This window comes from Pseudomonas sp. SGAir0191 (assembly GCF_002812565.2).
Lineage (GTDB): Bacteria > Pseudomonadota > Gammaproteobacteria > Pseudomonadales > Pseudomonadaceae > Aquipseudomonas > Aquipseudomonas parafulva_B.
This window is the reverse complement of the sequence record NZ_CP025035.2, coordinates 3,656,077-3,682,575: the sequence shown is the minus strand read 5'-3', so window position 1 is coordinate 3,682,575 and position 26,499 is coordinate 3,656,077. Positions and strand designations below refer to the sequence as shown.

The following is a 26,499-nucleotide window of genomic DNA, read 5'->3' as shown; positions in this document are numbered from 1 at the left end:
AACGATAAGACCGGTTGCCCGCAACATGAGCCGATCCGTTGTAGAATGCGCGGCCCATGTCTTGCTGGAAGCTTCAATGGATCGCCCGCGTTTTCGTCCCTATTTCCTTCATCCCAAGTTCTGGGGCCTGTGGCTGGGTCTGGGGCTGCTGTGGCTGGTGGTGCAGTTGCCCTACCGTGTACTGCTCAAACTGGGTGCGGCGTTAGGCGCGATCATGTACCGCTTTGCCGGTGAGCGCAGGCGTATCGCCGCGCGCAACCTGGAACTGTGCTTCCCCGAACGGTCGGCGGACGAACGGCAGCGCCTGCTCAAGGCCAACTTCGCCTCGACCGGCATCGCCTTCTTCGAAATGGCCATGAGCTGGTGGTGGCCCAAGGCGCGGTTGGCGCGCCTGGCGCATGTCGAGGGGCTCGAGCACTTGCAGGCCGCCCAGCAGGCGGGGCAGGGGGCGATCCTGATGGCGGTGCACTTCACTACCCTGGAAATCGGCGCGGCCTTGCTCGGCCAGCGTCACACCATCGACGGCATGTACCGCGAGCATGGCAATGCCCTGTTCGATTTCATCCAGCGCAGCGGACGCGAACGGCACAACCTGGACTCACTGGCCGTGGAGCGCGAGGATGTCAGGGGCATGCTCAAGCTGCTGCGCGCCGGCCGCGCGATCTGGTACGCGCCCGACCAGGACTACGGCGCCAAGCAAAGCCTGTTCGTGCCCTTGTTCGGGATCCCGGCAGCCACGGTCACGGCCACCACCAAGTTTGCGCGCTTGGGCCGCGCCCAGGTCATTCCGTTCACGCAGAAGCGACTCGAAGATGGCAGCGGCTATCGGTTGGTGATTCATCCCCCGTTGAGCGATTTCCCCGGTGAGAGCGAAGAGGCTGACTGCCTGCGGATCAACCAGTGGGTAGAGCAGGTGCTGCGCGAATGCCCCGAGCAGTACCTGTGGGCCCACCGCCGGTTCAAGTCCCGACCGGACGGGGCCCCAAGGCTGTACGAAAAGAAAAGGCGTTGAAAGCGGCCGCGCCGCTGCCGTGACGGCAGTGGCGCTGCCAGATTACTCGGCGATCTGCAGCTTGCGCGACTGGGTATAGACGTAGCGCACCTTTTCATACTCGAACGGTGAGTTCATCTGCCCGTAGCGGAAGTTGGTGGTGTAGCGCTTGTCGATGACCCGCAGGCCGAAGAATTCTGGATGCTCGCGGCTGACCTTGGCCATGTCCAGGTAATTGATCGCCTGCTCGCCGGAATAATCCACCACCAGCCCAGCGGTGTCGCGCAGGTTCGAAGGGCCCAACAGCGGCAGCATCAGGTAAGGGCCTGCCGGCACGCCATAGAAGCCCAGGGTCTGGCCGAAATCCTCGCTCTGGCGCGGCAGGCCCATCTTGGTCGCCGGGTCCCACAAACCGCCTACCCCGATGATCGTGTTGAACATCAGCCGTGCCGTGATCTCGGCCGAGCGTTTGGCCTTGAGCTGCAGGACGCTGTTGAACAGGTTGGGCACGTCCCCCAGGTTGTTGAAGAAGTTGGTCACCCCACTGCGCAGAAAACGCGGGGTGACGTACTGGTAGCCATTGACCAGCGGTAGCAGCACCCATTGGTCCAGGCGGTAGTTGAAATGATAGATGCGGCGATTCATCGACTCGAGCGGGTCGTAGACGTTTAGCGCTTCGAGGGTAGAGCGCTCGAATTCACGTTGGTCCAGGCCCGGGTTGAATTTCAACTCGCGCAACGGGTCGAGGAAGCCGTCGGCTTCCGGGGCCAGCGGGGCGGTGCCGATCACCTGCGGATCAGCCTCGACGACGCTGGCTCTGGGTGCGGTCTCGGCGGCCAGGGTATGGCCTGCGGCAAGCAGGGCCGTGGCAAAGAGCAGTTTGTTAACCACGGAAGAACTCCAGCATGGCGTCACTGTTGACGCGGTAGTTGATGTTGCCGCAATGGCCACCATGGGGATAAAGGGTCAGGCGATCACCGAACACCTTGCGCAGGAACCCGATATCGCCTGGGCCGAGAATGACGTCGTCGGCATTGTGCATCACCGCGATTTTGGGGCTGTTTTGCAAGTAGTCGGCCAGCGCGTACAGGCTCACCTGATTGGTCAGCTCCAGGATGGTGCCCCCACCGGTGCGGGCACGCCACATCGGGATGACCTGTTCGGTCATGTAGCAATCGAAATCGCACTGCAAGGCACGCTTGAAGTAGGGCGTCAGGCTCGTGCCTTCGGTGATCTTCACCTTCGGTGGGATGATCAGGCCGCGACGGTTGATCAGGTCGGAAGTGAAGGCGATATCGGCGGCCGAGAAACGGAACGAGGTGCCGATGAGCATGGCCATCTGTTCGTTGGACAAGTGCTGGCGCGACTGCTGGAAATCGTACAAGAGCGCTTCGTTGAGGTCGATGAAGCCCTTTTCCTGGAAGTAGCGCGTGAGTTTTTCCAGCATCAGCTCATAGAACGTGGTGCTCCGGTCGATCCCCTTGACCTGGGTCTGCACCAGCTTGTCCAGGTTGTTGATCGAGGTGTAGAGGTTCACGGGTGGGTTGAGCAGCAGCACACGCTTGAAGTTGAAGCTGCGCCTGGTTTCATCCAGGTGGCTGACGAAGGCCGCATCGAGGGCGCCCAGGCTATAGCCGGTCAGGTAGAACTCGGTCACGGGCAGGCGAGGGTGCTGGGCGCGGACCGATTGCATCACCCGGTACATGTCTTCGGCGTCATCCTGGCTGATGCCGGGTGTGGCGAAGCGCGACGCTGCGCTGATGAAATCGTAGCTGGTGGGCGAGGACAGCTGCACCACGTGGAAGCCGGCCTTGTAGTACAGCTTTTTAAGGTATTCGTTGATGCTGCTGCTGTAGGACGCACCGGTGCCGGCAATGATGAAGATCAACGGGGCGGCGTGGTCCTGTTGGGCCATGCGGTACTTGAGTTTCTTGACCGCCCAGAAGTTGTCCGGCAGCGTGAATTCACGCTCGGGGCGCAAGGTGAGGCTGTAGTCGGACTGGTCGATCTCGTCATCGCTGGGCAGCATCGGGCGCTGGTCCGGCGGCGTCGTGGCGATGGTCGCCTCGAACGGGTTGGTCAGGGGGTAGCCATAGCTCGCGGCGTCGATATCCCGCGCAGAAGCGGCCACAGCCATGAGCAGGCTGCCAAGAACGGCAGCGAGGCGCAAAGAACGAAGCATGTAATCCCCCAAAAGAACGCAAGGTGGCGCGTGTGCAAGCTAAGACCACGATGGCCGTGGCAAAGTTGCCGGGCGTGATGGCCTTTGGTGTGCCTGTTATCTGAACGTCGAGGCAGGCGAGGTATTTTGCCTTAGACCGTGGCGTAGACGATCATGGATTTTTTCGATCAATCACCGTGGAGAAATGAATGGGTCGCACGTTACCTGGCGCATTACTGCTGATGTTCGTCGGGCTCTGGCTCGCTGCCAGCTATGGCGTGCGCTACGGGCTGATGGAGGACGGGCAGTGGGTAGGGTTGTGCACTCAGTCAGCAGCCTATTGGCAGTGCGAGGTTCGGGCATTGCTGGGGTTGGGTATTCACCACCAGGTCCTGGCCTGGGCCGGGCTGGCCCTGGCAGTGCTTGGCTGGCTGCTAAAGGGACGGACTGGTAAATGGCTGGCCGGCATTGCCCTGTTATTCGCAGTGCCAGCATTGGTGCTGTACACCGCGAGCATCGCTGTATTCGCATTGGTGCTGGCGGGGCTGCGTCTGGTCAGGTAAATGAGCGCCCGCCAGGGGGCGCTCCGTGACGCTGACGGAAAGAGGTATCAGGCGCGGCCGAGCCTCAGGCTGCGCCACAGGGCAGCAGTCATCAGCGCGCTCACGGCTGCCCAGCGCCAGGCCTGTCCGCTGTTCAGCCCTTCGATGAATAGCTGCGGCAGTATGCCAAGGCCGATGATACCTGCCAGCAAGGTAGCCTCCCGTCGCCGTGTCAGCACGGGCCACAGCACGAACACTAGGGCTGGCAAGGCCAACGCTGCGCTGGGAAAACTGCGGTAGCGGGGGTCGAACACCATTGCCAATGTGCTCACGGCGCCTGCAAAGCCGGCCAGCAGCAGCAACCCGCCGGCCCGCTTTTGCAGCCAGTCAGACCAGCGCCCACGCATGCCTGGCGGCTGGGCCAGATGCAGCAGTGCCCGGGCCAGTACCAGCACGTTCAACCCCGCCAACAGCCCTGCCCACACCCACTCCGGGGCGAAACGGGCGTGGCTGCGCATCAACTCGCCCCACAGGCCCAGGCACGCTGCACCGAACATGGCCAGCAGCGGCATGGCCCACGCGCCTGTGCGTGTGCGGGGTCGCCCGGCCATGCACAGCATCAGCGCTGCCAGCGCCGCACACCCCAGCCACCAAGTGGGCCAGTCGGGCAAGTTGCTGACGGGCCCTTCGAGGATGCCCTTGTCCTGCCGATCGGCATCGTATAGGCCCCAATACCCCCCCACGGCACCTTCGTTGGCGCGCTTCCAGGGCTGGTCGAAAGCTTCGATCAGGTTATAGCGCCAGCCATTGTGCTCGGCCATGGCGACGAAGCCGCGAATGAAGCGCGCCTCGTTGACCCGGCTGGGCAGGGCGGTTTCACGCTGTCGGCCTTCGCTGGGCCAGCCGGTTTCACCGATCAGGATGTCCTTGGGCGCGAAGCGCTCGCCGAACTGCCGGCGTATGTCGGCGACATGGGCCAGCGCATCGTCGATGCCCCGTGGCTCGTCTTCCCAATACGGCAGCAAGTGAATGGTGAGAAAGTCCACTTCAGGCGCGATCTCAGGGTGCTGCAGCCAGAACTCCCACACATCGGCATAGGTAACCGGCACGCTTACCTGACGCTTGACCCGCGCAATCAACTCGGCCAGTCGTTTGCCGGTGACTTCCTTGCGCAGCAAGGTCTCGTTGCCCACGATGACGGCGCTGACCACATCGGGGTTGGCGTTGGCGGCGGCGACCAGCAGCGCGACTTCCCGGTCGGTATCGGCCGGGTGGGCATTGACCCAGGCCCCGAGCATCACCTTCAGGCCATGCTTGCGCGCCAACGCCGGGATAGCCTCAAGACCGCTCATGGAATAGGTGCGGATGCACTGGAATCGCTCAGCGAGCAGGGCCAGGTCGGCGTCCATGCGCGCCGGGCGTAGTTGCATGGGTTGGTCGTAGGGCGACTGGTCCTTGTCGAACGGGGTATAGGATGCGCACTGCAGCTTGTGCGTGGCATTGGCGGCGTCGGGCAGGTTCACCGGTCTGCCCAGCCCGTACCAGAGCCCACCGAGCCCGAGCAGACCGATCAGGCAGGCAAGGGTATATAGACATGTCAGCAGGCGGGGGGAACTGGGCATCGGGCGGTCCATCGTCGGGGGCAAAAGGGCCAATAGTAGCCCGGCGCCAAACCTTTGGCATGCAAGGATCGCGCAGGCAGGTCCATGCCGCTGCCGCTAATGGCACAGTGCTGTCGCGTATGAGCGCCTGGGCGTCGTACTTGGATCAGGTCTGGCTTGGTTGCAGGCAGATGATGGAATCTCCGAGACCTGACGAGGGAATGCTTTGATGGCTACTTCAACAAAAATGCGTCGTTTCCTGGGCGTGGGTACCGCCCTGGCACTGGCCTTGAGCGGCGCACAGGCCATGGCCAAAGAAGTCAGCATTGGTTACGTGGATGGGTGGGCAGACAGTGTGGCTACCACCAACGTGGCCGCCGAGGTGATCAAGCAGAAGCTTGGCTACGATGTGAAGCTGCAAGCCGTGGCCACGGGCATCATGTGGCAGGGCGTGGCCACCGGTAAGCTCGATGCCATGCTGTCGGCATGGCTGCCGGTGACCCATGGTGAGTACTGGGCCAAGAACAAGGACAACGTGGTCGACTACGGCGCGAACTTCAAGGATGCCAAGATTGGCCTGATCGTGCCTGAGTACGTCAAGGCGGTGAGCATCGCTGACCTGAAGACCGATTCCTCGTTCAAGCAGAAAATCGTCGGCATCGATGCGGGTTCCGGTGTCATGATCAAGACCGATCAGGCGATCAAGGACTACGACCTGACCGGCTACAAGCTGCAGGCAAGTTCCGGTGCTGCGATGACCGCCGAGCTGGGCCGTGCCTACGCCAAGCAGCAGTCCATCGCCGTGACTGGCTGGGTCCCGCACTGGATGTTCGCCAAATGGAAACTCAAGTTCCTCGAAGACCCCAAAGGCGTGTATGGCGCTGCTGAGACCGTCAACAGCATCGGCAGCAAGGAGCTGGCCACCAAGGCCCCGGAAGTGGCCGAGTTCCTGAAGAAGTTCAGCTGGCAGTCCAAGGATGAGATCGGCGAGGTGATGCTGGCTATCCAGGAAGGCGCCAAGCCCGAAGCGGCCGCCAAGGACTGGGTGGCCAAGCACCCAGAGCGAGTGAAGGAGTGGACGGGCAAGTAAATTGCCTGTGCGGTGATCCCTGAAATAAAGCCGTTCGAGCCTTAAGCGTTCGAGCGGTTTTGTTCGGGGGTCGGCTCACCCGGCCAACGTGATGAAAATGAGGGCCTGCCTGACGACAGGCCGCTACCGGCCCGCACACAAAAACACTGACACCCTCGCCGCGACGGGCGCAAAGCGGTTCAGGCGACCTCAGCCAGTTCGCAAATCCCTGCCCCCACCCAAGTCGCCGCCCATCACCTGCGCACCCGCCAGCTCCAGCCCCGCCGAGAGAAACTGAACCCTCAAACCGACCCGCCAGCCCAACCTTTCAAGCACCCCCAGCAAGCAATAACCAAATCTGCGACAATCACACCTCTTTCGAATGCCGATTACACCGCAGGCCCACCTGCATCACCGAAAAGCCCAATGACTGACCACGCCATCGACAAACTGCTGCGAAACCTCGACCACGCCATGATCGCCGACCGCCACCGTCTGCGGCGCCAGTTGCATGAACTGCGCAAGCGCCCCGACGAGGCAAAGCTGGCGCAGTGGGCAGAGCGGGTGCAGGCGTCCTGCGCCCAGGTCACCGCCCGCCAGCAGAGCGTGCCATTGGTGCGCTACGACGACAGCCTGCCCATCGCCGCCAAGCGCGACGAGATCAAAAAAGCCCTGGCCGAACACCAGGTGCTGGTCATCGCTGGCGAAACCGGCTCGGGCAAGACCACCCAGTTACCCAAGATCTGCCTGGAACTGGGCCGCGGCAGCCATGGCCTGATCGCCCACACCCAGCCACGCCGGATCGCCGCGCGCAGTGTCGCCGCCCGGGTGGCTGAGGAACTGGGCACTCCGCTGGGCGGCCTGGTGGGTTATCAAGTGCGCTTCGAAGACCAGAGCGATGCCAACACACTGGTCAAACTCATGACCGACGGCATCCTGCTGGCCGAAACCCAGCACGACCGCTTCCTGGAACGCTACGACACCATCATCGTCGACGAAGCCCACGAACGCAGCCTGAACATCGACTTCCTGCTCGGCTACCTCAAGACCCTGTTGCACCGGCGGCCCGACCTCAAGCTCATCATCACCTCGGCCACCATCGACCTGGAGCGGTTTTCCAAGCATTTCGACAATGCGCCCATCATCGAGGTGTCCGGCCGTACCTTCCCCGTGGAAACCTGGTATCGCCCGCTGACCAGCGAACAGGACGAGGAAGGCAACCCGATCGAGGACGACCTCACCGTCGATCAGGCTATCCTTGCCACCCTCGACGAATTGGCCCAGCACGAGCGCGGCCAGGGCAAGGGCCCGGGCGATGTGCTGATCTTCCTGCCCGGTGAGCGCGAAATTCGCGACGCCGCCGAGATTCTGCGCAAGGCGCAGTTGCGCCATACCGAAATCTTGCCCTTGTACGCGCGCCTGTCGCCGGCCGAGCAGCAGCGGATCTTCCAGCCCCATGCCGGGCGGCGCGTGGTGCTGGCCACCAACGTGGCCGAAACATCGCTGACGGTCCCCGGCATCCGCTATGTGATCGATACCGGCACGGCGCGCATCAGCCGCTACAGCTACCGCGCCAAGGTGCAGCGCCTGCCCATCGAAGCCGTGTCCCAGGCCAGCGCCAACCAGCGCAAGGGCCGCTGTGGACGGGTGGAGCCGGGCATCTGCGTGCGTCTGTACAGCGAAGAAGACTTCAACAGCCGACCGGCTTTCACCGACCCCGAGATCCTGCGCACCAACCTGGCGGCCGTCATCCTGCAAATGCTGCACCTGCGCCTGGGCGCCATCGACGCGTTCCCGTTCATCGAGCCGCCAGACGGCAAGGCGATCAGCGACGGCTTCAACCTGCTGCAAGAGCTCTCGGCGGTCAACCGTGAAAATCAGCTGACCCCGGTCGGGCGTCAGCTGGCTCGGCTGCCCATCGACCCGCGCCTGGGCCGCATGCTGCTCGAAGGCGCGCGCCTGGGCAGCCTGCAGGAAGTGCTGATCGTCACCAGCGCCCTATCGGTGCAGGACCCACGCGAACGCCCCCCTGAGCGCCAGCAGGCCGCCGACCAGGCCCACGCGCAGTGGAAGGACGTGGATTCGGACTTCGCCGCACTGGTCAACCTGTGGCGAGGTTTCGAGGAGCAGCGCCAGGCGTTGACGGCCAACCCCTTGCGCAACTGGTGCCGCAAGCAGTTCCTCAATTACCTGCGCCTGCGTGAGTGGCGCGACGCCCATCGCCAGTTGGCGCTGATCTGCCGCGAGCTGCAACTGACGGTCAACAAGGAACCGTGCGACTACCCCAAGCTGCACAAAGCCGTGCTCAGCGGCCTGCTCAGCCAGATCGGCCACAAGACCGAAGACGGCGATTACCAGGGCGCACGGCAGCGCAGGTTCTGGGTGCATCCGTCATCGGGTATCGGGCGCAAGCGCCCGCAGTGGGTCATGGCAGCCGAGCTGGTGGAAACCACCAAGCTCTATGCCCGCGTGGTCGCGCGTATCGAGCCGGACTGGATCGAGCCGCTGGCCGGCCACCTGATCAAGAAGAACCACTTCGAGCCCCATTGGGAGAAGAAGCGCGGGCAGGTCGTGGCCTATGAGCAGATCACCCTGTATGGGTTGATCCTGGTCGGCCGCAGGCCGGTGCATTTTGGCCCCATCGACCCGGCCACCTCCCGCGAGCTGTTTATTCGTGAGGCCCTGGTGGGTGGTGAGATCCAGTCGCGGGCCAAGTGCCTGACGGCCAACAAGCGCCTGCTCGAAGCGCTCGACGCCCTCGAGGCCAAGGCCCGCCGTCGCGACATCCTGGCCGACGAAGAAACGCTCTATGCGTTCTACGAAGCGCGCCTGCCGGCCGAGATCCACCAGACGGCCACTTTCGACAGCTGGTACCGCATGGGCAGCCAGAAAGACCCCAACCTGCTGATCATGCGCGAGGAAGACGTGCTGGCACGCGAGGCCAGCGAGGTGACTGCCGCGCAGTACCCCGACAGCTTGCAGGTGGGCGAACTGCGCCTGCCCTTGACCTACCACTTCGAGCCCAATCACCCCCGTGACGGTGTGACCGTTCGGGTGCCGGCACCCCTGTTGCCGAGCCTGCCAGGCGAGCGCCTGGAGTGGCTGGTGCCCGGCTTGCTCGAAGCCAAGTGCGTGGCGCTGGTTCGCAACTTGCCCAAGGCCCTGCGCAAGAACTTCGTGCCGGTGCCGGACTTCGTCAAGGCTGCCTTGGCCCGCATGACCTTCGGCCAAGGCGCGTTGCCCCAGGCCCTGGGCCATGAACTGCTGCGCATGACCGGTGCGCGGGTGCCCGACGAGGCCTGGGACGAATCGGTCAGCCTGGTCGAAGGCCACCTGCGCATGAACATCGAAGTGGTCGACGGGCAAGGCAAATTCCTGGGCGAAGGGCGTGACCTGGCTGAGCTGACCGCGCGGTTCGCCGCCGCCAGCCAGGCAGCGCTGGCAGTGCCACGCGATGCCAAAAGCGAGCAGCCGGTGCAGGCCAAGGCCTTCAGCGAAGTGAAACCCACGGCACAGCAAAAGATCGCGGGGCTGTCGATGACGGTTTACCCGGCACTGGTCGAGGACAATGGCACGGTGCGTGAAGGCCGCTTCTCGACCCAGGCCGAAGCCGACTTCCAGCACCGCCGCGCCTTGCAGCGCCTGCTGCTGCAACAGCTGGCCGAGCCCGCCAAGTTCCTGCGTGGCAAGCTGCCTGGGCTGACCGAACTGGGGCTGCTGTACCGCGACATGGGCCGGGTCGACGCGCTGGTCGAAGACATTCTGCTGGCCAGCCTGGACAGTTGCATTCTGGACGGTGAGCCGGTGCTGCCCCGTGAAGGCGCGGCCCTGGCGGCGCTGGCCGAACGCAAGCGGGGCAGCTGGGCCGAGCATGCCGAGCGCCTGGCGCGGCAGACCCTCGAGGTGCTGAAGCTGTGGCACGGGTTGCAGAAACGCTTCAAGGGCAAGATCGACCTGAGCCAGGCCGTGGCCCTGAACGATATCAAGCAGCAGTTGGGCAACCTGGTGTACCCGGGCTTTGTGCGTGAAACGCCGGCGCTGTGGTTCAAGGAGCTGCCACGCTACCTCAAGGCCATCGAGCTGCGCCTGGAGAAGCTGGGTTCGCAGGTGCAGAAGGACCGGGTATGGAGTGGCGAACTGGCCAACTTGTGGGCGCAGTACAAGGCCCGTGCCGACAAGCATGCCCAGGAAGGCAAGCGCGACGAGCAGCTGGCCCTGTACCGCTGGTGGCTGGAGGAATACCGCGTGTCGCTGTTCGCCCAGCAGCTGGGCACCAAGGTGCCGATTTCCGATAAGCGATTGAGCAAGCAGTGGAGCCAGGTGGAAGGCTAAACTCACACAGTTGTGGCACTATTGAGACAATTTCGGGCCGCTTGGCGGCCCACTGCGCATAGCCCTGCTTCGCCTGCATACTCACCGCCTACAGGGTGATGGCATTCATGAGGTGGGCTACCGTCAAGCGTGGGCTCTGCCCTCGTCGCAAAGTTAGTACTAAAGTGCCACTAAATCAGTGTATTTCCAGCCAGCGCCGGGTGGCGATGGCCCAAGAACAGAGGAACGACCGTGCATAATGTCGTGATCAGCGGCACCGGCCTGTACACCCCGGCCCAGAGCATCTCCAACGAAGAACTCGTAGCCTCCTTCAACACCTGGTCGCAGCAGTTCAACCAGGACAACGCCCAGGCCATCGAGCGTGGCGAGGTCGAAGCCGCACCGCTGTCCGATGCGGCGTTCATCGAAAAGGCCTCGGGTATCAAGAGCCGCTTCGTCATGGACAAGGCCGGCATCCTCGACCCGCAGCGCATGAAACCGCGCCTGCCAGAGCGCTCCAACGACGAGCCGTCGGTGCTGTGCGAAATGGCCGTGGCGGCGGCGCGCCAGGCGCTGGAGCGCGCTGGCCGCAGCGCTGCCGACGTGGACGGGGTCATCGTCGCCTGTTCCAACTTGCAGCGCCCTTACCCGGCCATTGCCATCGAAGTGCAGCAGGCGCTGGGCATCCAGGGGTTTGCCTTCGACATGAACGTGGCGTGTTCGTCCGCTACCTTCGGCATTCAGACCGCCGCCAACAGCGTGGCGCTGGGGCAGGCGCGGGCCGTGCTCATGGTCAACCCTGAAGTGTGCACCGGCCACCTGAACTTCCGCGACCGTGACAGCCACTTCATCTTTGGCGATGCGGCGACCGCGGTACTGCTCGAACGCGCCGATCACGCCACATCGGCGCACCAGTTCGACGTGGTCAGCAGCAAGCTGTGGACCGAGTTCTCCAACAACATTCGCAACAACTTCGGTTTCCTCAACCGCGCGGCGGAGGAGGGCGAAGGCGCCGCAGACAAGCTGTTCATCCAGGAAGGCCGCAAGGTGTTCCGCGAGGTGTGCCCGAAAGTGGCGGAGCTGGTGGGCGAGCACTTGCAGGAAAACGGCCTTCAACCCAGCGATGTGGCGCGCTTCTGGCTGCACCAGGCCAACCTCAGCATGAACCACCTGATCGTCAAGAAGCTGCTGGGGCGTGAAGTGAGTGAACAGGAAGCGCCGGTGATCCTGGACCGCTACGCCAACACCAGCTCGGCAGGCTCGGTCATTGCCTTGCACCTGTATCAGGATGACCTGCCACAAGGGGCGCTGGGTGTGCTCAGCTCGTTTGGCGCGGGGTATTCGATCGGCAGCGTGATTTTGCGCAAACGCTAAGCCGGCAAGACTGGCGATGCCCGCCTAAAAGCGCAAACGGCCGGATGGGGACGGCCGTTTGCGCGGTGGCGTTGCTTAGAACTTGGCTTCCAGGTCTACCTGCAGCGTATCCACATCGGCGTTGCTGTTGGGCAGGTTGGAGTAGTCGGTCTTGGCCATCATATAGGCCGCACCGAGTGCGAAGTTCTTGTCGATCTCGTAGCCAACTTTGAACTTGTGACCGCGCGAGCCAGTGAAACCGTTGCCGAAGTCCGAGTCGGTGAACAGGCTCACGACGCCATTACGCTGCACGTCGCGGTAGTTGTAGTCCAGGCTCCAGGCCCCGATCTTGCTCTTCAGACCCGCCAGCCAGGCCTTGTCCTGCCCATCGGTGCTCTCGGTGTTCTTCACGAATTGGCCATAGGCCGACAGCGGGATGGCAAAGCCGGTGAAGTCCACCTGGCCAAAGCCTTCGACCAGGTTGAATTCGTTGGTGGTGTTGCCCAGCGAGCGCAGCGCGGCAGACGACTTGTCGTTATCGTAGCCGTACACGCTGCCGCCCACCGTGACCTTGACGGTGTCGGCTGCGTTGAACTTGGTCCCCAACTGCGCCGCGTAGAGCTGTGCATCGTGCTTGAACTGCACGCCGTCGCCGTCGACGTTGTCCTTGAGGTTGTAGTGGCCGATGCTGCCGAACACCTCGGCAGGGCCCAGGTTGGTCTTGTAGGTGGCGGCTACGCCTTCGGGGTTGATGTCGCTGTCCCAGATGATGTCGCCCATGCTCACCCAGGGCTGCATCATCTTGCCGCCGATCAGGTGCAGGTTCGGCACGGCGGTGGGGTGCCAGTCGAGGTAGGCCAGGTCCACCCACAACGATTTCTTCTCGAAGTAGTTGTCCAGGCTCTGGTTGGTCGAGCGCGCATCGGCGCTGCTGCCGGTGGCGACCCGCACCCCGGCGTCCACTTGCGGGTTGATCTCGCTGTAGAAACCGACACGGGCACGCACACGCTCCCGGTCCTGGTTGCCGCTGCGGGAAATCGGGTTGTCCACGTTGACGTCTTCATAACGCAGGCGCACGTCGCCTTTGATCTGAGTCTTGGCCGCCCAGGCCACTTTTTGCTCGAACGAACTCATGCGCTCGGACTGGGCCTTCTGAGCGGCCTTTTCCTTGTTTTCCTGGGCCAGGTCAGCCTGCAGCTCGCTGTATTGCGCCTGGTTGATCGAGCCATTGGCGCGGAGCATTTCGAGCAGCTTGGCGTCGACGGCCGCACTGGCCGGAGTGGTGCTCATGGCCAGCACCATGCCGGTCAGGCTTGCTCCGGTAAGTGTAGAAACAAGACGCATACGGTTCTCCCTACTGAATAAGATGGGGGACGCCGAGCGCCCGCCCCTGTGTTGGCATGTCTCCGGAAGGGCCTGAATAGACAGGTTCTGTGGTTCCGGAAAACAGGCGCAAGTATTGCGGGGGCGAGTGACAGATTAATGTCGCAATGATGTCACTGCTGTGAAGTGAAGGCTGCGGGGCGATCGTCATTTGAGTCCGGCGCCCAGCTTGGTGATACTGGGGGCCTTGATGCCGCGAGCCGACCCTGTGACCAGTCTGTATAGCCTTGCTCATTTGCGTGATATGCCAGCCGCCACCTGGGACGCCCTGGTGCCCGAAGGCCAGCCGTTTCTCAGCCATGCCTTTCTCAGTGCGATGGAAGACAGCGGCAGTGTCGCGCGCAACAACGGGTGGGCGGCCGAACATCTGGTGATCGAGCACGAGGGCAAGGTGCAAGCGCTGCTGCCGGGTTACCGCAAGTGGCATTCGTACGGTGAGTACGTCTTCGACCATGGTTGGGCGCACGCCTGTGAACGGGCTGGCATCGCCTACTATCCCAAGCTGCTGGGGGCCGTGCCGTTCAGCCCGGTCAGTGGTCCGCGCTTGCTGACGGCCGATGCGGTAGCCGGGCACTTGTTACTGCAGGCCTTGCCCGAGTACCTGAGCAAAGCCGGCCTGTCTGGCGCCCACATCAACTTCACCGAGCCTGCGCTGGACGAACAGTTGGCGCGCCTGCCGGGTTGGATGGAGCGCCTGGGTTGCCAGTTTCACTGGCAGAACCGCGGCTACCGCGATTTCCAGGATTTTCTCGACACCCTCAGCTCCCGCAAGCGCAAGCAGATGCGCAAGGAGCGTGAGCAGGTAGCGGGGCAGGGGATTGATTTTCGCTGGTACCGGGGTGACGAGCTGGACCAAGCCCAGTGGGATTTCGTCTACCTGTGTTACGCCAACACCTACGCCGTGCGCGGCCGGGCGCCTTACCTGACGCGGGAGTTCTTCAGCTTGCTGGCCGAGCGCATGCCCCACGCCCTGCGCGTGGTAATGGCGCGCCAGGCCGGGCGGGACGTGGCAATGGCGCTGAGCCTGGTAGGTGGGGACAGTCTGTTTGGCCGTTACTGGGGCTGCCTGGCCGAGTTCGATCGCCTGCATTTCGAGACGTGTTTCTATCAAGGCATGGACTTCGCCATAGCCCAAGGGCTGCAACGTTTCGATGCTGGCGCCCAGGGTGAGCACAAGTTGATTCGCGGGTTCGAGCCGGTAATCACGCGCTCGTGGCATTACCTGCTGCATCCCGGGTTACGCACGGCGGTGGCCGATTTTCTGCTTCAGGAGCGTGAAGGGGTAATGGCGTATGCCGCCCAGGCACGGGAGATGTTGCCTTATCGCCGGGAAGAGGGCCATTGAGCCAGACACAGTCCCAATACGGGTAATCGCTCGCTCGCGTTACCAGGCCGGCGCGGATTGGATTGGCGATGATGTAGCGAGCGACGCTGCGCACCTGTTCGTCACGGCGAAGGGCGCGGTCATGGAAGCCAGGTTGCCAGATTCGCTGGTGCTCGGCGCCTCGTATGTAAAGCGCGCAACTGCTGCGTGATTTGAATTCACGCATCAGCTCGTCGAGGCTGCAGGGGCCTAGCGTGATAAGCCAGTGCAAGTGATTGGGCATCAGTACCCAGGCGAGGCTCTGGCACTGTCGTTGCGCAGCAGTGAGTTGCAGCTGCTGGATCACGGCCCTGGCGTAGTGCAGGTGTGTGAAAAGTGGGGTACGGTTTCGGGTGGCGGTGGTTAGTAGGTATAACCGCCCGGGCTCGGAGAACCTGCCTAGACGTAAACGGTGAGTGCCGCGGCCTTCCATGGGTAGCTCCTTGGTGGATGAAGACTGCAAGGGTAGCTGGGCGAGGTGCGGGGAGTGGCGGGACAGTTTTACGGGGTGTGACGCAGAGTCATTCCAGAGAGGCTGGCTTTCGGAATTGCCTTGGTATCGTTGGGGCCGCTTTGCGGCCCCGGCTTTTGACCAGACGCCTGGATTTGATCCCCTTCATAAAGCCTGAACCCTCAAAGCCTGGACCTCACCTAATCAACCCCCACAAACCCACCTGTCTGATGCTGCCAAAGCCGCGCATACAGCCCCCGCTGCTCCAGCAACTCAGTATGGCTACCCACCTCCACGACCCGGCCCTTGTCCAGCACCACCAGCCGGTCCATGCGGGCAATGGTGGACAGCCGGTGGGCGATGGCGATCACGGTCTTGCCCTGCATCAGCGTTTCCAGGCTCTCCTGGATCGCCGCCTCCACCTCCGAATCCAGCGCGGACGTGGCCTCGTCCATGATCAGAATCGGCGCATTCTTCAGCAGCACCCGGGCAATCGCGATGCGCTGGCGCTGGCCGCCGGACAGCTTTACTCCACGCTCACCTACATGCGCATCTAGACCGGTACGGCCCTGGGCGTCCGACAGGTGCGGGATGAACTCATCAGCCCGGGCGCGGCGCACTGCTTCCTGCAACTGGGCGTCAGTCGCATCCGGGCGGCCGTACAGCAGGTTCTCGCGGATCGAGCGGTGCAGCAACGAGGTGTCCTGGGTGATCATGCCGATCTGCGCACGCAGGCTTGCCTGGCTCACCTGCGCAATGTCTTGGTCATCGATCAGAATCTGCCCACCTTGCACGTCGTACAGACGCAACAGCAAATTCACCAAGGTCGACTTCCCGGCACCAGACGGTCCGATCAGGCCGATCTTTTCCCCGGGCCGAATCGCCAGGTTCAGCCCCTCGATCACATTCCTCGCTTCACCATAGTGAAAGCGCACGCTCTCGAACCGCACGGCGCCCTGGGTAACCTTCAAGGCCGGGGCAGCAGGGCGGTCGGTGACGGTGACGGGCTGGGCTATGGTCTGCAGGCCATCCTGCACCATGCCAATGTTCTCGAAAATGCCGTTGACCACCCACATGATCCACCCCGACATGTTCACGATGCGGATGACCAAACCAGTCGCCAAGGCAATGGCCCCCACCGTGATCAGCGACTGGCTCCACAGCCACAGGGCAAGCCCGGTGGTGCCGACCACCAGCAAGCCGTTCAACGTGGTGATGACCACGTCCATGCTGGTGATCACCCGCGAAGCCAGCTGGGTTTTCTCGGTCTGCTCGCTGATAGCCTCGCGGGCATACTGCTGTTCGTGATCGGTGTGGGCAAACAGCTTGAGCGTGGCAATGTTGGTATAGCCATCGACGATGCGGCCCATCAGCTTGGAGCGGGCATCGGACGACACCACCGAGCGCGCTTTTACACGTGGCACGAAATACGCCAAGGCGGCAATGAAGCACACGATCCAGATCACCAGGGGCAACATCAACCGCCAATCAGCCTCGGCAAACAACACCAGCGACGTGATGGCGTAGATCAGCACATGCCATAACGCATCCACCGCCTGCACCGCCGAGTCGCGCAGCGAGTTGCCGGTCTGCATGATGCGCTGGGCGATGCGCCCGGCGAAGTCGCTTTGGAAGAAGTTCAGGCTTTGCTTGAGCACATAGCTGTGGTTCTGCCAGCGGATCATGCTGGTCATGCCTGGGTTGATGGCCTGATGCACCAGCAGGTCATGCAGCCCGAAGAACAACGGACGCAGCAACAGCACCACCACCAGCATCCAGATCAACTCGCCGCTGTGCTCGCTGAAAATACTGGCGCTGGGCGTGCCTTGGGCCAGGTCGATGATGCGGCTCAGGAAGCTGAACATGGCCACTTCGATCAACGAAGCGATCAGGCCAACCACCAGCAAAGCCAGAAAGCTTGGCCAGACCTGGCGCAGATAATAGAAATAGAACGCCCACACGCCGCTGGGCGGCGCTTCGCTGGGGGCGTCACGGAAGATGTCGATCAGTTGCTCGAAACGACGGTACAGCATCAGCGTTGAAACTCCTGTTCAACCGACCGGTAATCGGGTCACGTCCCTGTGAGACCCGCGATCAATCGATGCGTTTAGCCGATTTGATGAACACAGGGTCGGCGGGCACGTCACGCATGCCTTTCTTGACGGTGGTGGGCGAATTGACGATCTGGTCGACCACTTCCATGCCTTTGGTCACCTTGCCGAACACGGCATAACCCGCGTCACGGCCTGGGTTGAGGAAATCGTTGTCGGCCACGTTGATGAAGAACTGGCTGGTGGCCGAATTCGGGTTCGAGGTGCGGGCCATGGCCAGGGTGCCGCGGGTGTTTTGCAAGCCATTGCTGGCTTCGTTGCGGATCGGATCCTTGGTGTCCTTCTGTACCATCTGCTCGGTGAAGCCGCCGCCTTGCACCATGAAGCCCGGGATCACTCGATGGAAGATGGTGTTGTTGTAGAAGCCGCTGTCCACGTACTGCAGGAAGTTCTTGGTGCTGACGGGTGCCTTCTCGGCATTGAGCTCGATTTCCACCTGGCCGAAGCTGGTGTCCAGCACAACGTGCGGCGTCTTGTCGGATGCCATGACGCTGGTGGCGAACGCGACGGAACAGGCGGTAAGCAGCAATTTTTTCAGCATGGGCGCAAAGGTCCTTCAAAGTGGAGGCGGCTGCATTCGAGGGCCGCCGGTACGGTGGATACATCGCAATGTACAAGGAGTAATAGCGTGCCGTGATTTTTCGACGGCTGCCAGTACAGGTAGTAGGCCGGGCACAGGTGCAGCGTTTGAAATTGTGTCAGGGCCTGATCGCGAGGTTTGACACCCAGCTCGGACAGCCAGCCGGGGCCCGCGTTCGCAGCCAGCCCTGACTATCACACTTGCACTTGGGCCGGGGCTGCGAAGGGCACATCCAACGGTGCCGTGTCGAAGTTGCGCAGCAGGTCGATGAGGATCTGCGTGGCCGGGCCCAGGGACTTCTCCTTGCTCGCGTAAAGATAGAACAGTGGATGGCGGCTACCGCCCTGGTCCAGCGGCAGGGGTTTGAGCACACCGTCACGCAGCTCGCGCTCGATCATGTGCCGCGGCAACCACGCAAAGCCCAGCCCGCTGCTGACGAAGGTGGCAGCCGTGCCCAGGCTGCCGACCGTCCAGCGCTGTTCGGCGCCAAGCCAGCCCACATCGCGTGGCTGAGAGCGGCCTGAATCTCGAATCACCACCTGCAACTGGCTTTCAAGGTCCTGGAAAGTCAGTTCGCGTCCCAGCCGGTGCAGGCTGTGATCAGGGTGGGCCACGGCCACGAATTCCACGGCGCTCAACTCCGCGCCCAGGTAGCCGCCAATGTTGTAGCTGCTGATGGCAAGGTCGGCGATGCCGTCGAGCATCACTTCCTCGACCCCGGACAGCACTTCCTCGCGCAGGCGCACGCGGCAGCCGCGGCTTTGCGGCATGAAGGCGGCCAGGGCACGCACCAGGCGCGCGCTGGGGTAGGCCGCATCGACCACAAGGCGCACCTCGGCTTCCCACCCCTGTTCCATGTGGTGCGCCAGGTCCTCGAGTTGACTGGCCTGCTTGACCAGGTGCCGCGAGCGGCGCAGCAGCACACTGCCTGCCTCGGTCAGCACCGCCTTGCGGCCGTCGATGCGTAGCAACGGTACACCCAGCTGTTCCTGCATGCGCGCCACGGTGTAACTGACCGACGATTGCGAGCGGTGCAGCACCTCGGCAGCTTGGGCAAACCCGCCATGATCGACTACAGCTTGCAAGGTCCGCCATTGATCCAGCGTCACGCGTGGCGCTTTCATGTCCTGCTCCTATTGGCCTAAGCTGCGCTCTACACAAGGAGAACGCCCCATGAAGAAATATTGTGCGGCATTGCTGCTATGCCTGCCGGTGACCGCTTTTGCCTATCCCATCGACATGGAGAAACACATGGACGGGGTGAAGGTGGACGCCACGGCCTATGACACGGCCTATGACCTAGGGGCGATTACCCTTGAGAACTACGGCCAGGTGCCCGCCGCCTGCAAGGTGACCTTTCGCAACGGCCCTGAAGCCCCGCGGGTGCGCCGGGTAAATGTACCGGCCGGCAAGCGCGCCGATGTTACCGCCAAGTTCAACCGGCAGATCATCAAGTTGCGCATCAGCGTAAAATGCGCAGTTGAATAAACTAATTAATCGATAAATCGTACCGACTATTTACGCTTTTTCATCGATAGGTCAAGCGTTAACCTTCCTCCATCGCATCTACCCCAGCCCGATGGAGGCCGTCATGTCCCATGTTCTGATCGTCGAAAGCAGTGCACGCCAGCAGGATTCGATTTCCCGCCAACTGACCCAGGACTTCACTGCGCAGTGGCGCGCCGCCCACCCGTCCGACCAGATTACGGTGCGTGACGTGGCGGCCAACCCGGTGCCGCACCTGGACGCCGACCTGCTCGGCGGCTGGATGAACCCTGAAGACCAGCGCAGTGCTGCCCAGCACCAAGCCCTGGCCCGCTCCAACGTGCTGACCGACGAGTTGCTGGCAGCCGATGTGCTGGTGTTGGCAGCGCCCATGTACAACTTCACCATCCCAAGTACCCTCAAGGCCTGGCTGGACCATGTACTGCGCGCCGGCATCACCTTCAAATACACGCCCACCGGCCCCCAGGGCCTGTTGAACGGCAAGCGTGCCATTGTACTGACCGCACGCGGCGGCATCCATGCAGGGGCTGGAAGCGACCATCAGGAACCCTACCTGCGGCAGGTGCTGGGCTTCATTGGCATTCACGACGTGACGTTCATTCATGCCGAAGGCCTGAACATGAGCGGAGATTTCCATGAAAAGGGCCTGAACCAGGCCAAGGCAAGCCTGGCTTCGGTAGCCTGACTGCCGCGAATCTCAACACGTGCACCTGTCTCAGCGATTGTGGGTGACCGCTTCCTTTGAGCTTCGCAGCGCCTTCAACTCAACACATACCCCACCGGCAACAGCGCTGGCGGTAGCGGCGTCTGCCCCAGGGCGGCCAACACATCACGCTCTACCGTTCGCACCATGGCATCGGTAGGCAGGTCGTTCTCGTCGCGGCCGAACGGGTCTTCCAACTCGTTGCCAATGGCGTCGAGCCCAAAGAAGGTATACCCAACGATGGTCGTGAACAGCGGCGCCAGCCAGCCTAGCGGTTCGGCCAGGGCGAAAGGCAGCAACAGGCAGAAGATGTAGATGGTGCGATGCAGCAGCAAGGTATAGGGGAAGGGCAACGGTGTCCCCTTGATCCGCTCGCAGGTGGCCTGAACCTCCCCAAGCCCCGCCAACCGCTGCGCCAAGAGGTTGTAGCGCCACTCGGACAGGCCCTGCTGCTCGGTCAACCGCGAACACTGTTCGCCCAGGTGCAGGAGGATGCCGTTACACACGTTGTGGGGGCTGATCGCCTCGGCGTTCCCCAGCCAGGGCCGCGCGGCGGCCAGGTCGTCCTCGTCTCGCAGCCTGGCATTGAGCCCATGGGCGAACCCGCACAGGCTGCGCAGCATGTCGGCGCGCAGCGCGGCATCGGCGATCACCACGCTTTCGCGAGTGAACGACCGAATCTCGACGATCAACCTGCCCCAGGCCTTGCGCCCCTCCCACCAACGGTCATAACACGCGTTGTTGCGAAAGCTCATGAAGATCGACAGCGACAAGCCGAGCAGTGTGAACGGTGTAGCGCTGACCGGATAGAAGAATGCCGGGTAATGCCGTTCCACCAGGACGATGACCGCCGCAAGCAAGGTGACCATCAGGCAGCGCAGGGCGATCTGCTTGATGATCGACCCTTTGAGGGTGAACAGCACTCGCAGCACACCCTGGGTGGGATTAACGATCATGGCAATCCAGAGACGGCTGATCAGCCGCCGGTCATGTTCATGAAGCGCAGGATTTGAACGTCGCCGCCCACCTCGAAGTGATGGCGGTACGGCTTGAGGTGCAACGAGTCGCGAATGGCTTTTTCCAGCCGTTCAGCGTTGCCGGGATGGGCCCGCAGCACATGCTTGAGGTCGACCGAGTGCTCATTGCCCAGGCACAGCAACAAGCGACCTTCTACGGTGAGGCGTACGCGGTTGCAGGTGGCGCAGAAATTGTGGCTGTGGGGCGAAATGAACCCCACCCGGGTGTGCGGGGCATCGGCCAGGCGCCAGTACCGCGCAGGGCCCTGGGAAGACTCGGTCGACTCGATCAGGCTGAACTGCTCGGCCAGCCTTGCGAGTACCTCGTCGCTGGAGAAAAACGACTCTCCACGGGCGTGCTCGCTGATCTCCCCCAGCGGCATTTCCTCGATGAAGGTGATGTCCAGTTCGCGATCGATCGCAAAGTGCACCAGGTCGACCAGCTCATGGTCATTGCGGCCCTTCAGTACCACGCAGTTGAGCTTGGTGCGGCGAAAACCGGCTTTACGTGCCGCGTCGATGCCGGCGATTACCTGGTGCAGGTCGCCGGTACGGGTCAGTTGCTTGAAACGGTCGGCATCCAGGCTGTCGAGGCTGATGTTCAGCCGCGTCACCCCCGCATCGAAGAGCGGTTGCGCCAGGCGCCCCAACTGCGAGCCGTTGCTGGTCAGGCACAACTCGCGCAGCCCTGGCAGGGCAGCGATGCGCCCGCACAGGTCGACGATGCCCTGGCGTACCAGCGGCTCGCCCCCGGTCAGGCGAATCTTGCGGGTGCCCAGCGCCACGAAACGCTCGGCCACCTGGAACAGCTCTTCAAGGCTCAGGATCTGCTGACGGGGCAGAAACTGCATGTCCTCGGCCATGCAGTACACGCAACGGAAGTCGCAGCGGTCTGTGACCGACATCCGCAGGTAGTCGATTTTCCGGTTGAAGCCGTCGATCAGTGCCCGGCTGCTCTGTTCCACGTACGCGCTCGAATCAGGGGGAATGGCCTCCAAGCTAGCGCCTGGCGGGCCGAGCCGTCAAATGGCTTTGGCCGACTGACCGATAAATGCTCTCTATCACTGCTCAGCCCTCGCGTTTACGGGGGTCATCGAAGGCGCTTATCACCTCGTAGGATCTTTCGATTGGACGGCTCTGCACAAGGCTTCATAGGCTGGACAAAAGCCATAGCAGGGCGAGGATTTCACCCATGAGCCAGAACCCACATATCCGCGACTACAAAGGCGCCGCTGCCGGCTGGGGCGCGCTCAAGAGCGTGACCAAGAGCTGGCTGGGCAGTGACAACGCCTTCAAGAATTTGCGCGCCATGCTCAAGACCAACCAGAATGGCGGCTTCGACTGCCCCGGTTGCGCCTGGGGCGAGTCGCCGGAAAACGACACGGTCAAGTTTTGCGAGAACGGCGCCAAGGCCGTCAATTGGGAGGCCACCGGGCGCTCGGTCGATCCGGCCTTCTTTGCCCGCTACAGCGTCAGTGCCCTGGCCGATCAGACCGATTACTGGCTCGAGTTCCAGGGCCGCCTGACTCATCCCATGCGCTATGACGCGACCACCGACCACTATGTCGAGACGAGCTGGGCAGAGGCCTTTGCGCTGATCGCCAAGCACCTGCACGCCCTGGAATCTCCCGATCAGGCCGAGTTCTATACCTCGGGCCGGGCCAGCAACGAAGCGGCCTTCCTTTATCAGTTGTTCGTGCGCGCCTACGGCACCAACAACTTCCCGGACTGCTCGAACATGTGCCACGAGGCCAGCGGCGTCGGGATGGCGCAGACCCTGGGCGTAGGCAAAGGCACCGTGGTCTTTCACGACCTGGAGCTGGCCGACGCCATCTTCGTCATTGGCCAGAACCCTGGCACCAACCACCCGCGCATGCTCGAACCGCTGCGCGAAGCCGTGAAGCGCGGTGCCCAGGTGGTATGTTTCAACCCCCTCAAGGAGCGGGGCCTTGAGCGCTTCCAGCACCCTCAGCACCCCCTGGAGATGCTCAGCAACGGCTCCGAGCCCACCAATACCGCCTACTTCCGCCCGGCACTGGGCGGGGACATGGCGGTCATGCGCGGCATCGCCAAGTACCTGCTGCAGTGGGAGCGTGAAGCCAAGGCCAAGGGCGAACCTGCGGTGTTCGATCATGCGTTCATCGCCGAGCACACCAGCGGCATCGAGGCCTACCTGCAGACCTTGGATGCCACACCCTGGCCGGCCCTCGTGGCGCAGTCCGGGCTGACCCAGGCCGAGATCGAACAGGCCGCGCGCATGTACCGCAAGGCCGAGCGCGTGATCATGTGCTGGGCCATGGGCGTTACCCAGCATCGCCATTCGGTGGCCATCGTCCAGGAAATCGTCAACCTGCAATTGCTGCGTGGCAATGTCGGCAAACCCGGCGCGGGGCTCTCGCCGGTGCGCGGGCACAGCAACGTGCAGGGTGACCGGACCATGGGCATCGACGAGAAGCCCAAGACCGCCTTGCTCGATGCCTTGCAAGCTCGCTTTGAGTTCCAGGTGCCGCGCACCCACGGGCACAACGCCGTACTGGCGATCAAGGCCATGGAAGAAGGTCGGGCGAAGGTGTTCATCGGCCTTGGGGGCAATTTTGCCCAGGCCACCCCAGACACCGCACGCACCCATGCCGCCCTGCGCAACTGCGCACTGACCGTGCAGATTTCCACCAAACTCAACCGCTCGCACCTGGTGACCGGTGGCGATGCCTTGATCCTGCCCTGCCTGGGCCGCACCGAAATCGACCTGCAGGCCAGCGGGCCGCAAGGTGTAACAGTCGAAGACACCTTCAGCATGGTGCACATCTCCCACGGCCAGCTACGGCCACGTTCGCCCCACATGCGCTCCGAACCCTGGATCATTGCCGGCATGGCCCAGGCCACCCTGGGCAAGCACCCCATCGATTGGGAGCACGCCGTGGCCGATTACGCCCATATCCGCAGCCTGATTGCCGACGTGATTCCAGGCTTCGAACATTTCAACGAACGCCTGCAGCAACCCGGGGGCTTCCACCTGGGTAACCACGCTGCCGACCGCACCTGGCGCACGGCCACCGGCAAGGCGCAATTCAGCCCCAATGTGCTACCCGCTGAACTGGTCAACGCCCAGGTGCTGGCCCGTGGCGACAAACCGGACCTGATCCTGCAAACCCTGCGCTCCCATGACCAGTACAACACCACCCTCTATGGCCTGGATGACCGTTACCGCGGTGTGTTCGGGCTACGCGAAGTGGTGTTCGTCAACGAGGCCGACATTCGGCGCATGGGCTTCGAGCCCGGTGAACACGTCGACCTGGTGTCGCTCTGGGACGACGGCGTCGAGCGACGGGTGTCGGGTTTTCGTCTGGTGGCCTATGACGTGCCGCAGGGGCAGGCTGCCGCCTATTACCCGGAAACCAACCCCCTGGTGCCGCTGGAAAGTTATGGTGAAGGGACCTACACCCCGACCTCCAAGTTCGTGGCGATCAAGGTCGAGAAGGCCAGGGCGGATAATCGCATTGCAGCGGCCCTGGCGACCGACTGAGCCTCAGTGTGCAACAGGGCTGCCCGTGCAAACCCGCGTCAACCGCGGTTCACTGGAAAGGCCGTGGTGTACTTCATCTGCTCCATGGCAAAGCTCGAGGTAATGTTGGACAACCCATCGGTGCTGGTAATCAGCTTCTTGTAGAACCGGTCATACGCCGCGATATCGCCCACCACCACCCGCAGCATGTAGTCCCAGTCGCCGGACATGCGGTAGCACTCCATCACCTCCTCGAACGCCGTGACCGTGGCGGCGAACTGCTCCAGCCATGCACTGTCATGGCGCTGGGTCTTGACCTGCACGAACACGGTCAGGCCCAGCCCTAGCAGGCCAGGATCCAGCAGGGCCACACGACCGACGATATAGCCTTCGTCTTCCAGGCGCTTGACCCGCTTCCAGCAAGGGGTGGTGGACAGGTTGACGGCCTCGGCCAAGGCCTTGAGCGAGAGCGCGGCATCGCGCTGCAAGAGGGTCAGAATGTGTCGGTCGAAGCTGTCCATAGAATGCATGGGCCGTGGCGAAGAAGTTTTCACAGGGTACCCCAAGGTCAGGGCTTTTGCGTTGTGCGATAGTGGCAACCTTACCTCTGCCAACGAGCCCGACCATGTCCGACAAGCCGCGCCATTTCGCCACCCGAACCATTCATGCCGGCGAGCAGTTCGAAGTCGCCGACAATGCCATTTTTCCAGCCATCGTCACGGCCAGTTCGTTCATCAAGCGCGGCCTGGACGACACGCCGGACTACTCCTACAGCCGCGTAGGCAACCCCACCCGCCACGCCTACGAGACCTGTGTTGCAGCCCTGGAGGAAGGCGTAGGGGCGGTGGCCTGTGCGTCAGGGGTGAATGCCACGGCCACCGTGCTCGAACTGCTGCCCAAGGACGCCCATGTGGTGGTGATGAACGGTGTATACGGCGGCACCTTCCGAATTCTGGAGGACTACCGCAGCCGCACGTCCGGCCTGACCACCACGTACGTCGACCTCAACGACCTCGATGCCGTGGCTGCTGCCATCAAGCCCGAAACCCGGCTGATCTGGATCGAATCACCGACCAACCCGTTGCTGCACCTGGTCGACATCAAGGCCGTCTGCGACCTTGCCCGCACCCGGGGCATCCTGACCTGCATCGACAATACCTTCTGCTCACCGTGGAACCAGCGCCCGATCACCCTGGGCGTGGACCTGGTCATGCACTCGGCCAGCAAGTACATCGGTGGCCATTCCGATCTCACCGGTGGGGTGGTGGTGGCGGCCAGCGAAGACCTGCACCGACAGCTGCGCCGCATCAGCATGGCCATCGGCGCGGTGCAAGGGCCGTTCGATTGCTACCTGGCGTTGCGCGGCCTCAAGACCCTGGACGTGCGCATGGAGCGCCAGTGTGCCAACGCGCTGGAAGTGGCCCGCAGGCTCGAAGGCCACCCGCAGGTCGAGCAGGTGTACTACCCAGGGTTGCAAAGCCACCCGCAGCATGAACTGTGCAAGCGTCAGATGCGCAGCGGCGGGGCGGTGGTTGCCATGAAGGTCAAGGGTGATCGGGCGGCGCTCAATCGGCTGGTCGAAGCGCTGCAGATTTTCGTGCTGGCCGACTCGCTGGGTGGGGTCGAAAGCATGATCAACCATTCCTGGACCATGTCCCACTGCTCGATGAGCCCCGAGCAGAAAGGGGCAATGGGCATCAGTGAGAACCTGTTGCGCCTGTCGGTGGGCATCGAGGCGGTCGCCGATTTGATCGATGACCTGGAAACGGCGCTGGGCGCTTTGGCCGGACAGTGATGGCAGGGCTGTAGTGGCGTGCGGTTCAGCGCCAGCCCGTCATGCGAGGCGATGACGGGCT

20 protein-coding genes and 1 pseudogene are annotated in these 26,499 nt (G+C 62.8%); 10 read left to right on the top strand and 11 right to left on the bottom strand.

Features of this window, described 5'->3' with window-relative positions; translation table 11 throughout:
- The first annotated feature begins 76 nt into the window (after window positions 1-76).
- The gene (locus CWR53_RS16450) at window positions 77-1,012 is read left to right on the top strand and encodes a lipid A biosynthesis lauroyl acyltransferase (RefSeq protein WP_058604188.1); all 936 of its coding nucleotides are present in this window, start codon (window positions 77-79) and stop codon (window positions 1,010-1,012) included.
- A gap of 42 nt (window positions 1,013-1,054) precedes the next feature.
- On the opposite strand, the gene CWR53_RS16445 is transcribed toward CWR53_RS16450, so the two are convergent.
- Together CWR53_RS16445 and CWR53_RS16440 are read right to left on the bottom strand one after the other, a co-directional pair.
- Window positions 1,055-1,882, bottom strand: a complete 828-nt coding sequence (locus CWR53_RS16445) for a VacJ family lipoprotein (RefSeq protein ID WP_058604189.1) — start codon at window positions 1,880-1,882, stop codon at window positions 1,055-1,057.
- Window positions 1,875-3,173, bottom strand: coding sequence for a serine/threonine protein kinase (locus CWR53_RS16440; RefSeq protein WP_058604190.1), 1,299 nt, complete (start codon window positions 3,171-3,173; stop codon window positions 1,875-1,877). The genes CWR53_RS16445 and CWR53_RS16440 overlap by 8 nt, the downstream gene beginning before the upstream one ends.
- Before the next feature lie 188 nt (window positions 3,174-3,361).
- Between CWR53_RS16440 and CWR53_RS16435 the strand changes: the two genes are divergently transcribed.
- Window positions 3,362-3,715, top strand: a complete 354-nt coding sequence (locus CWR53_RS16435; RefSeq protein WP_100852065.1) for a hypothetical protein — start codon at window positions 3,362-3,364, stop codon at window positions 3,713-3,715.
- Window positions 3,716-3,762: 47 nt separating this feature from the next.
- Here the strand turns inward: CWR53_RS16435 and CWR53_RS16430 are convergent, their stop codons facing one another.
- Window positions 3,763-5,328: a beta (1-6) glucans synthase gene (locus tag CWR53_RS16430; protein ID WP_100852064.1), complete on the bottom strand. Its 1,566-nt coding sequence runs from the start codon at window positions 5,326-5,328 to the stop codon at window positions 3,763-3,765.
- A 196-nt stretch (window positions 5,329-5,524) separates the two neighbouring features.
- Here CWR53_RS16430 and CWR53_RS16425 point away from each other — a divergent pair, with 196 nt between their 5' ends.
- The 3 genes from CWR53_RS16425 (at window position 5,525) to CWR53_RS16415 (ending at window position 12,049) form a co-directional block, all read left to right on the top strand.
- A complete protein-coding gene (locus tag CWR53_RS16425; protein WP_058604193.1) occupies window positions 5,525-6,385 on the top strand; it encodes a glycine betaine ABC transporter substrate-binding protein in 861 nt (286 codons plus the stop codon).
- A gap of 405 nt (window positions 6,386-6,790) precedes the next feature.
- The gene (hrpA, locus tag CWR53_RS16420; protein ID WP_100852063.1) at window positions 6,791-10,696 is read left to right on the top strand and encodes an ATP-dependent RNA helicase HrpA; all 3,906 of its coding nucleotides are present in this window, start codon (window positions 6,791-6,793) and stop codon (window positions 10,694-10,696) included.
- Between the two features lie 231 nt (window positions 10,697-10,927).
- Window positions 10,928-12,049: a beta-ketoacyl-ACP synthase III gene (locus tag CWR53_RS16415; RefSeq protein ID WP_058604195.1), complete on the top strand. Its 1,122-nt coding sequence runs from the start codon at window positions 10,928-10,930 to the stop codon at window positions 12,047-12,049.
- A 75-nt stretch (window positions 12,050-12,124) separates the two neighbouring features.
- On the opposite strand, the gene CWR53_RS16410 is transcribed toward CWR53_RS16415, so the two are convergent.
- Window positions 12,125-13,372, bottom strand: a complete 1,248-nt coding sequence (locus CWR53_RS16410; protein ID WP_058604196.1) for a putative porin — start codon at window positions 13,370-13,372, stop codon at window positions 12,125-12,127.
- Between the two features lie 229 nt (window positions 13,373-13,601).
- On the opposite strand from CWR53_RS16410, the gene CWR53_RS16405 reads away from it, so the two are divergent.
- Window positions 13,602-14,756: a GNAT family N-acetyltransferase gene (locus CWR53_RS16405; RefSeq protein WP_100852062.1), complete on the top strand. Its 1,155-nt coding sequence runs from the start codon at window positions 13,602-13,604 to the stop codon at window positions 14,754-14,756.
- Here the strand turns inward: CWR53_RS16405 and CWR53_RS16400 are convergent.
- The 4 genes and pseudogenes from CWR53_RS16400 to CWR53_RS16385 form a co-directional block, all read right to left on the bottom strand.
- Window positions 14,755-15,207 (bottom strand): annotated as a pseudogene (locus tag CWR53_RS16400) (transposase); the annotation flags it as partial. The gene CWR53_RS16405 and the pseudogene CWR53_RS16400 overlap by 2 nt on opposite strands.
- 218 nt (window positions 15,208-15,425) lie before the next feature.
- The gene (locus CWR53_RS16395; RefSeq protein ID WP_100852061.1) at window positions 15,426-17,258 is read right to left on the bottom strand and encodes an ABC transporter ATP-binding protein; all 1,833 of its coding nucleotides are present in this window, start codon (window positions 17,256-17,258) and stop codon (window positions 15,426-15,428) included.
- Between the two features lie 61 nt (window positions 17,259-17,319).
- Complete coding sequence (locus tag CWR53_RS16390) at window positions 17,320-17,877, bottom strand: peptidylprolyl isomerase (RefSeq protein WP_023534925.1); 558 nt, start codon at window positions 17,875-17,877, stop codon at window positions 17,320-17,322.
- A gap of 233 nt (window positions 17,878-18,110) precedes the next feature.
- Window positions 18,111-19,040, bottom strand: a complete 930-nt coding sequence (locus CWR53_RS16385) for a LysR family transcriptional regulator (protein ID WP_100852060.1) — start codon at window positions 19,038-19,040, stop codon at window positions 18,111-18,113.
- A 49-nt stretch (window positions 19,041-19,089) separates the two neighbouring features.
- On the opposite strand from CWR53_RS16385, the gene CWR53_RS16380 reads away from it, so the two are divergent.
- Window positions 19,090-19,404, top strand: a complete 315-nt coding sequence (locus tag CWR53_RS16380; RefSeq protein ID WP_058604200.1) for a hypothetical protein — start codon at window positions 19,090-19,092, stop codon at window positions 19,402-19,404.
- Between the two features lie 103 nt (window positions 19,405-19,507).
- Entirely contained in the window at window positions 19,508-20,107 is a 600-nt protein-coding gene (locus CWR53_RS16375; protein WP_058638045.1) for an FMN-dependent NADH-azoreductase, read from the top strand.
- Between the two features lie 74 nt (window positions 20,108-20,181).
- Here the strand turns inward: CWR53_RS16375 and CWR53_RS16370 are convergent, their stop codons facing one another.
- Both CWR53_RS16370 and moaA read right to left on the bottom strand, forming a co-directional pair.
- Window positions 20,182-21,081: a bestrophin family protein gene (locus tag CWR53_RS16370; protein WP_058604202.1), complete on the bottom strand. Its 900-nt coding sequence runs from the start codon at window positions 21,079-21,081 to the stop codon at window positions 20,182-20,184.
- 20 nt (window positions 21,082-21,101) lie between these two features.
- Window positions 21,102-22,106 (bottom strand): GTP 3',8-cyclase MoaA, encoded by a 1,005-nt coding sequence (gene moaA, locus CWR53_RS16365; RefSeq protein WP_100852667.1) that lies wholly within the window; start codon window positions 22,104-22,106, stop codon window positions 21,102-21,104.
- 227 nt (window positions 22,107-22,333) lie between these two features.
- Here moaA and CWR53_RS16360 point away from each other — a divergent pair, with 227 nt between their 5' ends.
- Window positions 22,334-24,664 (top strand): FdhF/YdeP family oxidoreductase, encoded by a 2,331-nt coding sequence (locus CWR53_RS16360; RefSeq protein ID WP_100852059.1) that lies wholly within the window; start codon window positions 22,334-22,336, stop codon window positions 24,662-24,664.
- A gap of 38 nt (window positions 24,665-24,702) precedes the next feature.
- Here the strand turns inward: CWR53_RS16360 and CWR53_RS16355 are convergent, their stop codons facing one another.
- Window positions 24,703-25,164 (bottom strand): Lrp/AsnC family transcriptional regulator, encoded by a 462-nt coding sequence (locus CWR53_RS16355; protein WP_023534914.1) that lies wholly within the window; start codon window positions 25,162-25,164, stop codon window positions 24,703-24,705.
- Window positions 25,165-25,268: 104 nt separating this feature from the next.
- Between CWR53_RS16355 and CWR53_RS16350 the strand changes: the two genes are divergently transcribed.
- Window positions 25,269-26,438, top strand: coding sequence for a PLP-dependent aspartate aminotransferase family protein (locus CWR53_RS16350; RefSeq protein ID WP_058604204.1), 1,170 nt, complete (start codon window positions 25,269-25,271; stop codon window positions 26,436-26,438).
- Window positions 26,439-26,499 lie beyond the last annotated feature (61 nt).

Bases quoted from the DNA above. Each gene is read 5' to 3' on its own strand.
- hrpA (WP_100852063.1), top strand. From the start codon at position 6,791: ATGACTGACCACGCCATCGACAAACTGCTGCGAAACCTCGACCACGCC.
- CWR53_RS16430 (WP_100852064.1), bottom strand. From the start codon at position 5,328: ATGGACCGCCCGATGCCCAGTTCCCCCCGCCTGCTGACATGTCTATAT.
- CWR53_RS16360 (WP_100852059.1), top strand. From the start codon at position 22,334: ATGAGCCAGAACCCACATATCCGCGACTACAAAGGCGCCGCTGCCGGC.
- CWR53_RS16390 (WP_023534925.1), bottom strand. From the start codon at position 17,877: ATGCTGAAAAAATTGCTGCTTACCGCCTGTTCCGTCGCGTTCGCCACC.
- CWR53_RS16380 (WP_058604200.1), top strand. From the start codon at position 19,090: ATGAAGAAATATTGTGCGGCATTGCTGCTATGCCTGCCGGTGACCGCT.
- CWR53_RS16435 (WP_100852065.1), top strand. From the start codon at position 3,362: ATGGGTCGCACGTTACCTGGCGCATTACTGCTGATGTTCGTCGGGCTC.
- CWR53_RS16440 (WP_058604190.1), bottom strand. From the start codon at position 3,173: ATGCTTCGTTCTTTGCGCCTCGCTGCCGTTCTTGGCAGCCTGCTCATG.
- CWR53_RS16395 (WP_100852061.1), bottom strand. From the start codon at position 17,258: ATGCTGTACCGTCGTTTCGAGCAACTGATCGACATCTTCCGTGACGCC.
- CWR53_RS16355 (WP_023534914.1), bottom strand. From the start codon at position 25,164: ATGGACAGCTTCGACCGACACATTCTGACCCTCTTGCAGCGCGATGCC.
- CWR53_RS16405 (WP_100852062.1), top strand. From the start codon at position 13,602: ATGCCGCGAGCCGACCCTGTGACCAGTCTGTATAGCCTTGCTCATTTG.
- CWR53_RS16370 (WP_058604202.1), bottom strand. From the start codon at position 21,081: ATGATCGTTAATCCCACCCAGGGTGTGCTGCGAGTGCTGTTCACCCTC.
- CWR53_RS16375 (WP_058638045.1), top strand. From the start codon at position 19,508: ATGTCCCATGTTCTGATCGTCGAAAGCAGTGCACGCCAGCAGGATTCG.
- CWR53_RS16425 (WP_058604193.1), top strand. From the start codon at position 5,525: ATGGCTACTTCAACAAAAATGCGTCGTTTCCTGGGCGTGGGTACCGCC.
- CWR53_RS16450 (WP_058604188.1), top strand. From the start codon at position 77: ATGGATCGCCCGCGTTTTCGTCCCTATTTCCTTCATCCCAAGTTCTGG.
- CWR53_RS16385 (WP_100852060.1), bottom strand. From the start codon at position 19,040: ATGAAAGCGCCACGCGTGACGCTGGATCAATGGCGGACCTTGCAAGCT.
- CWR53_RS16410 (WP_058604196.1), bottom strand. From the start codon at position 13,372: ATGCGTCTTGTTTCTACACTTACCGGAGCAAGCCTGACCGGCATGGTG.
- CWR53_RS16350 (WP_058604204.1), top strand. From the start codon at position 25,269: ATGTCCGACAAGCCGCGCCATTTCGCCACCCGAACCATTCATGCCGGC.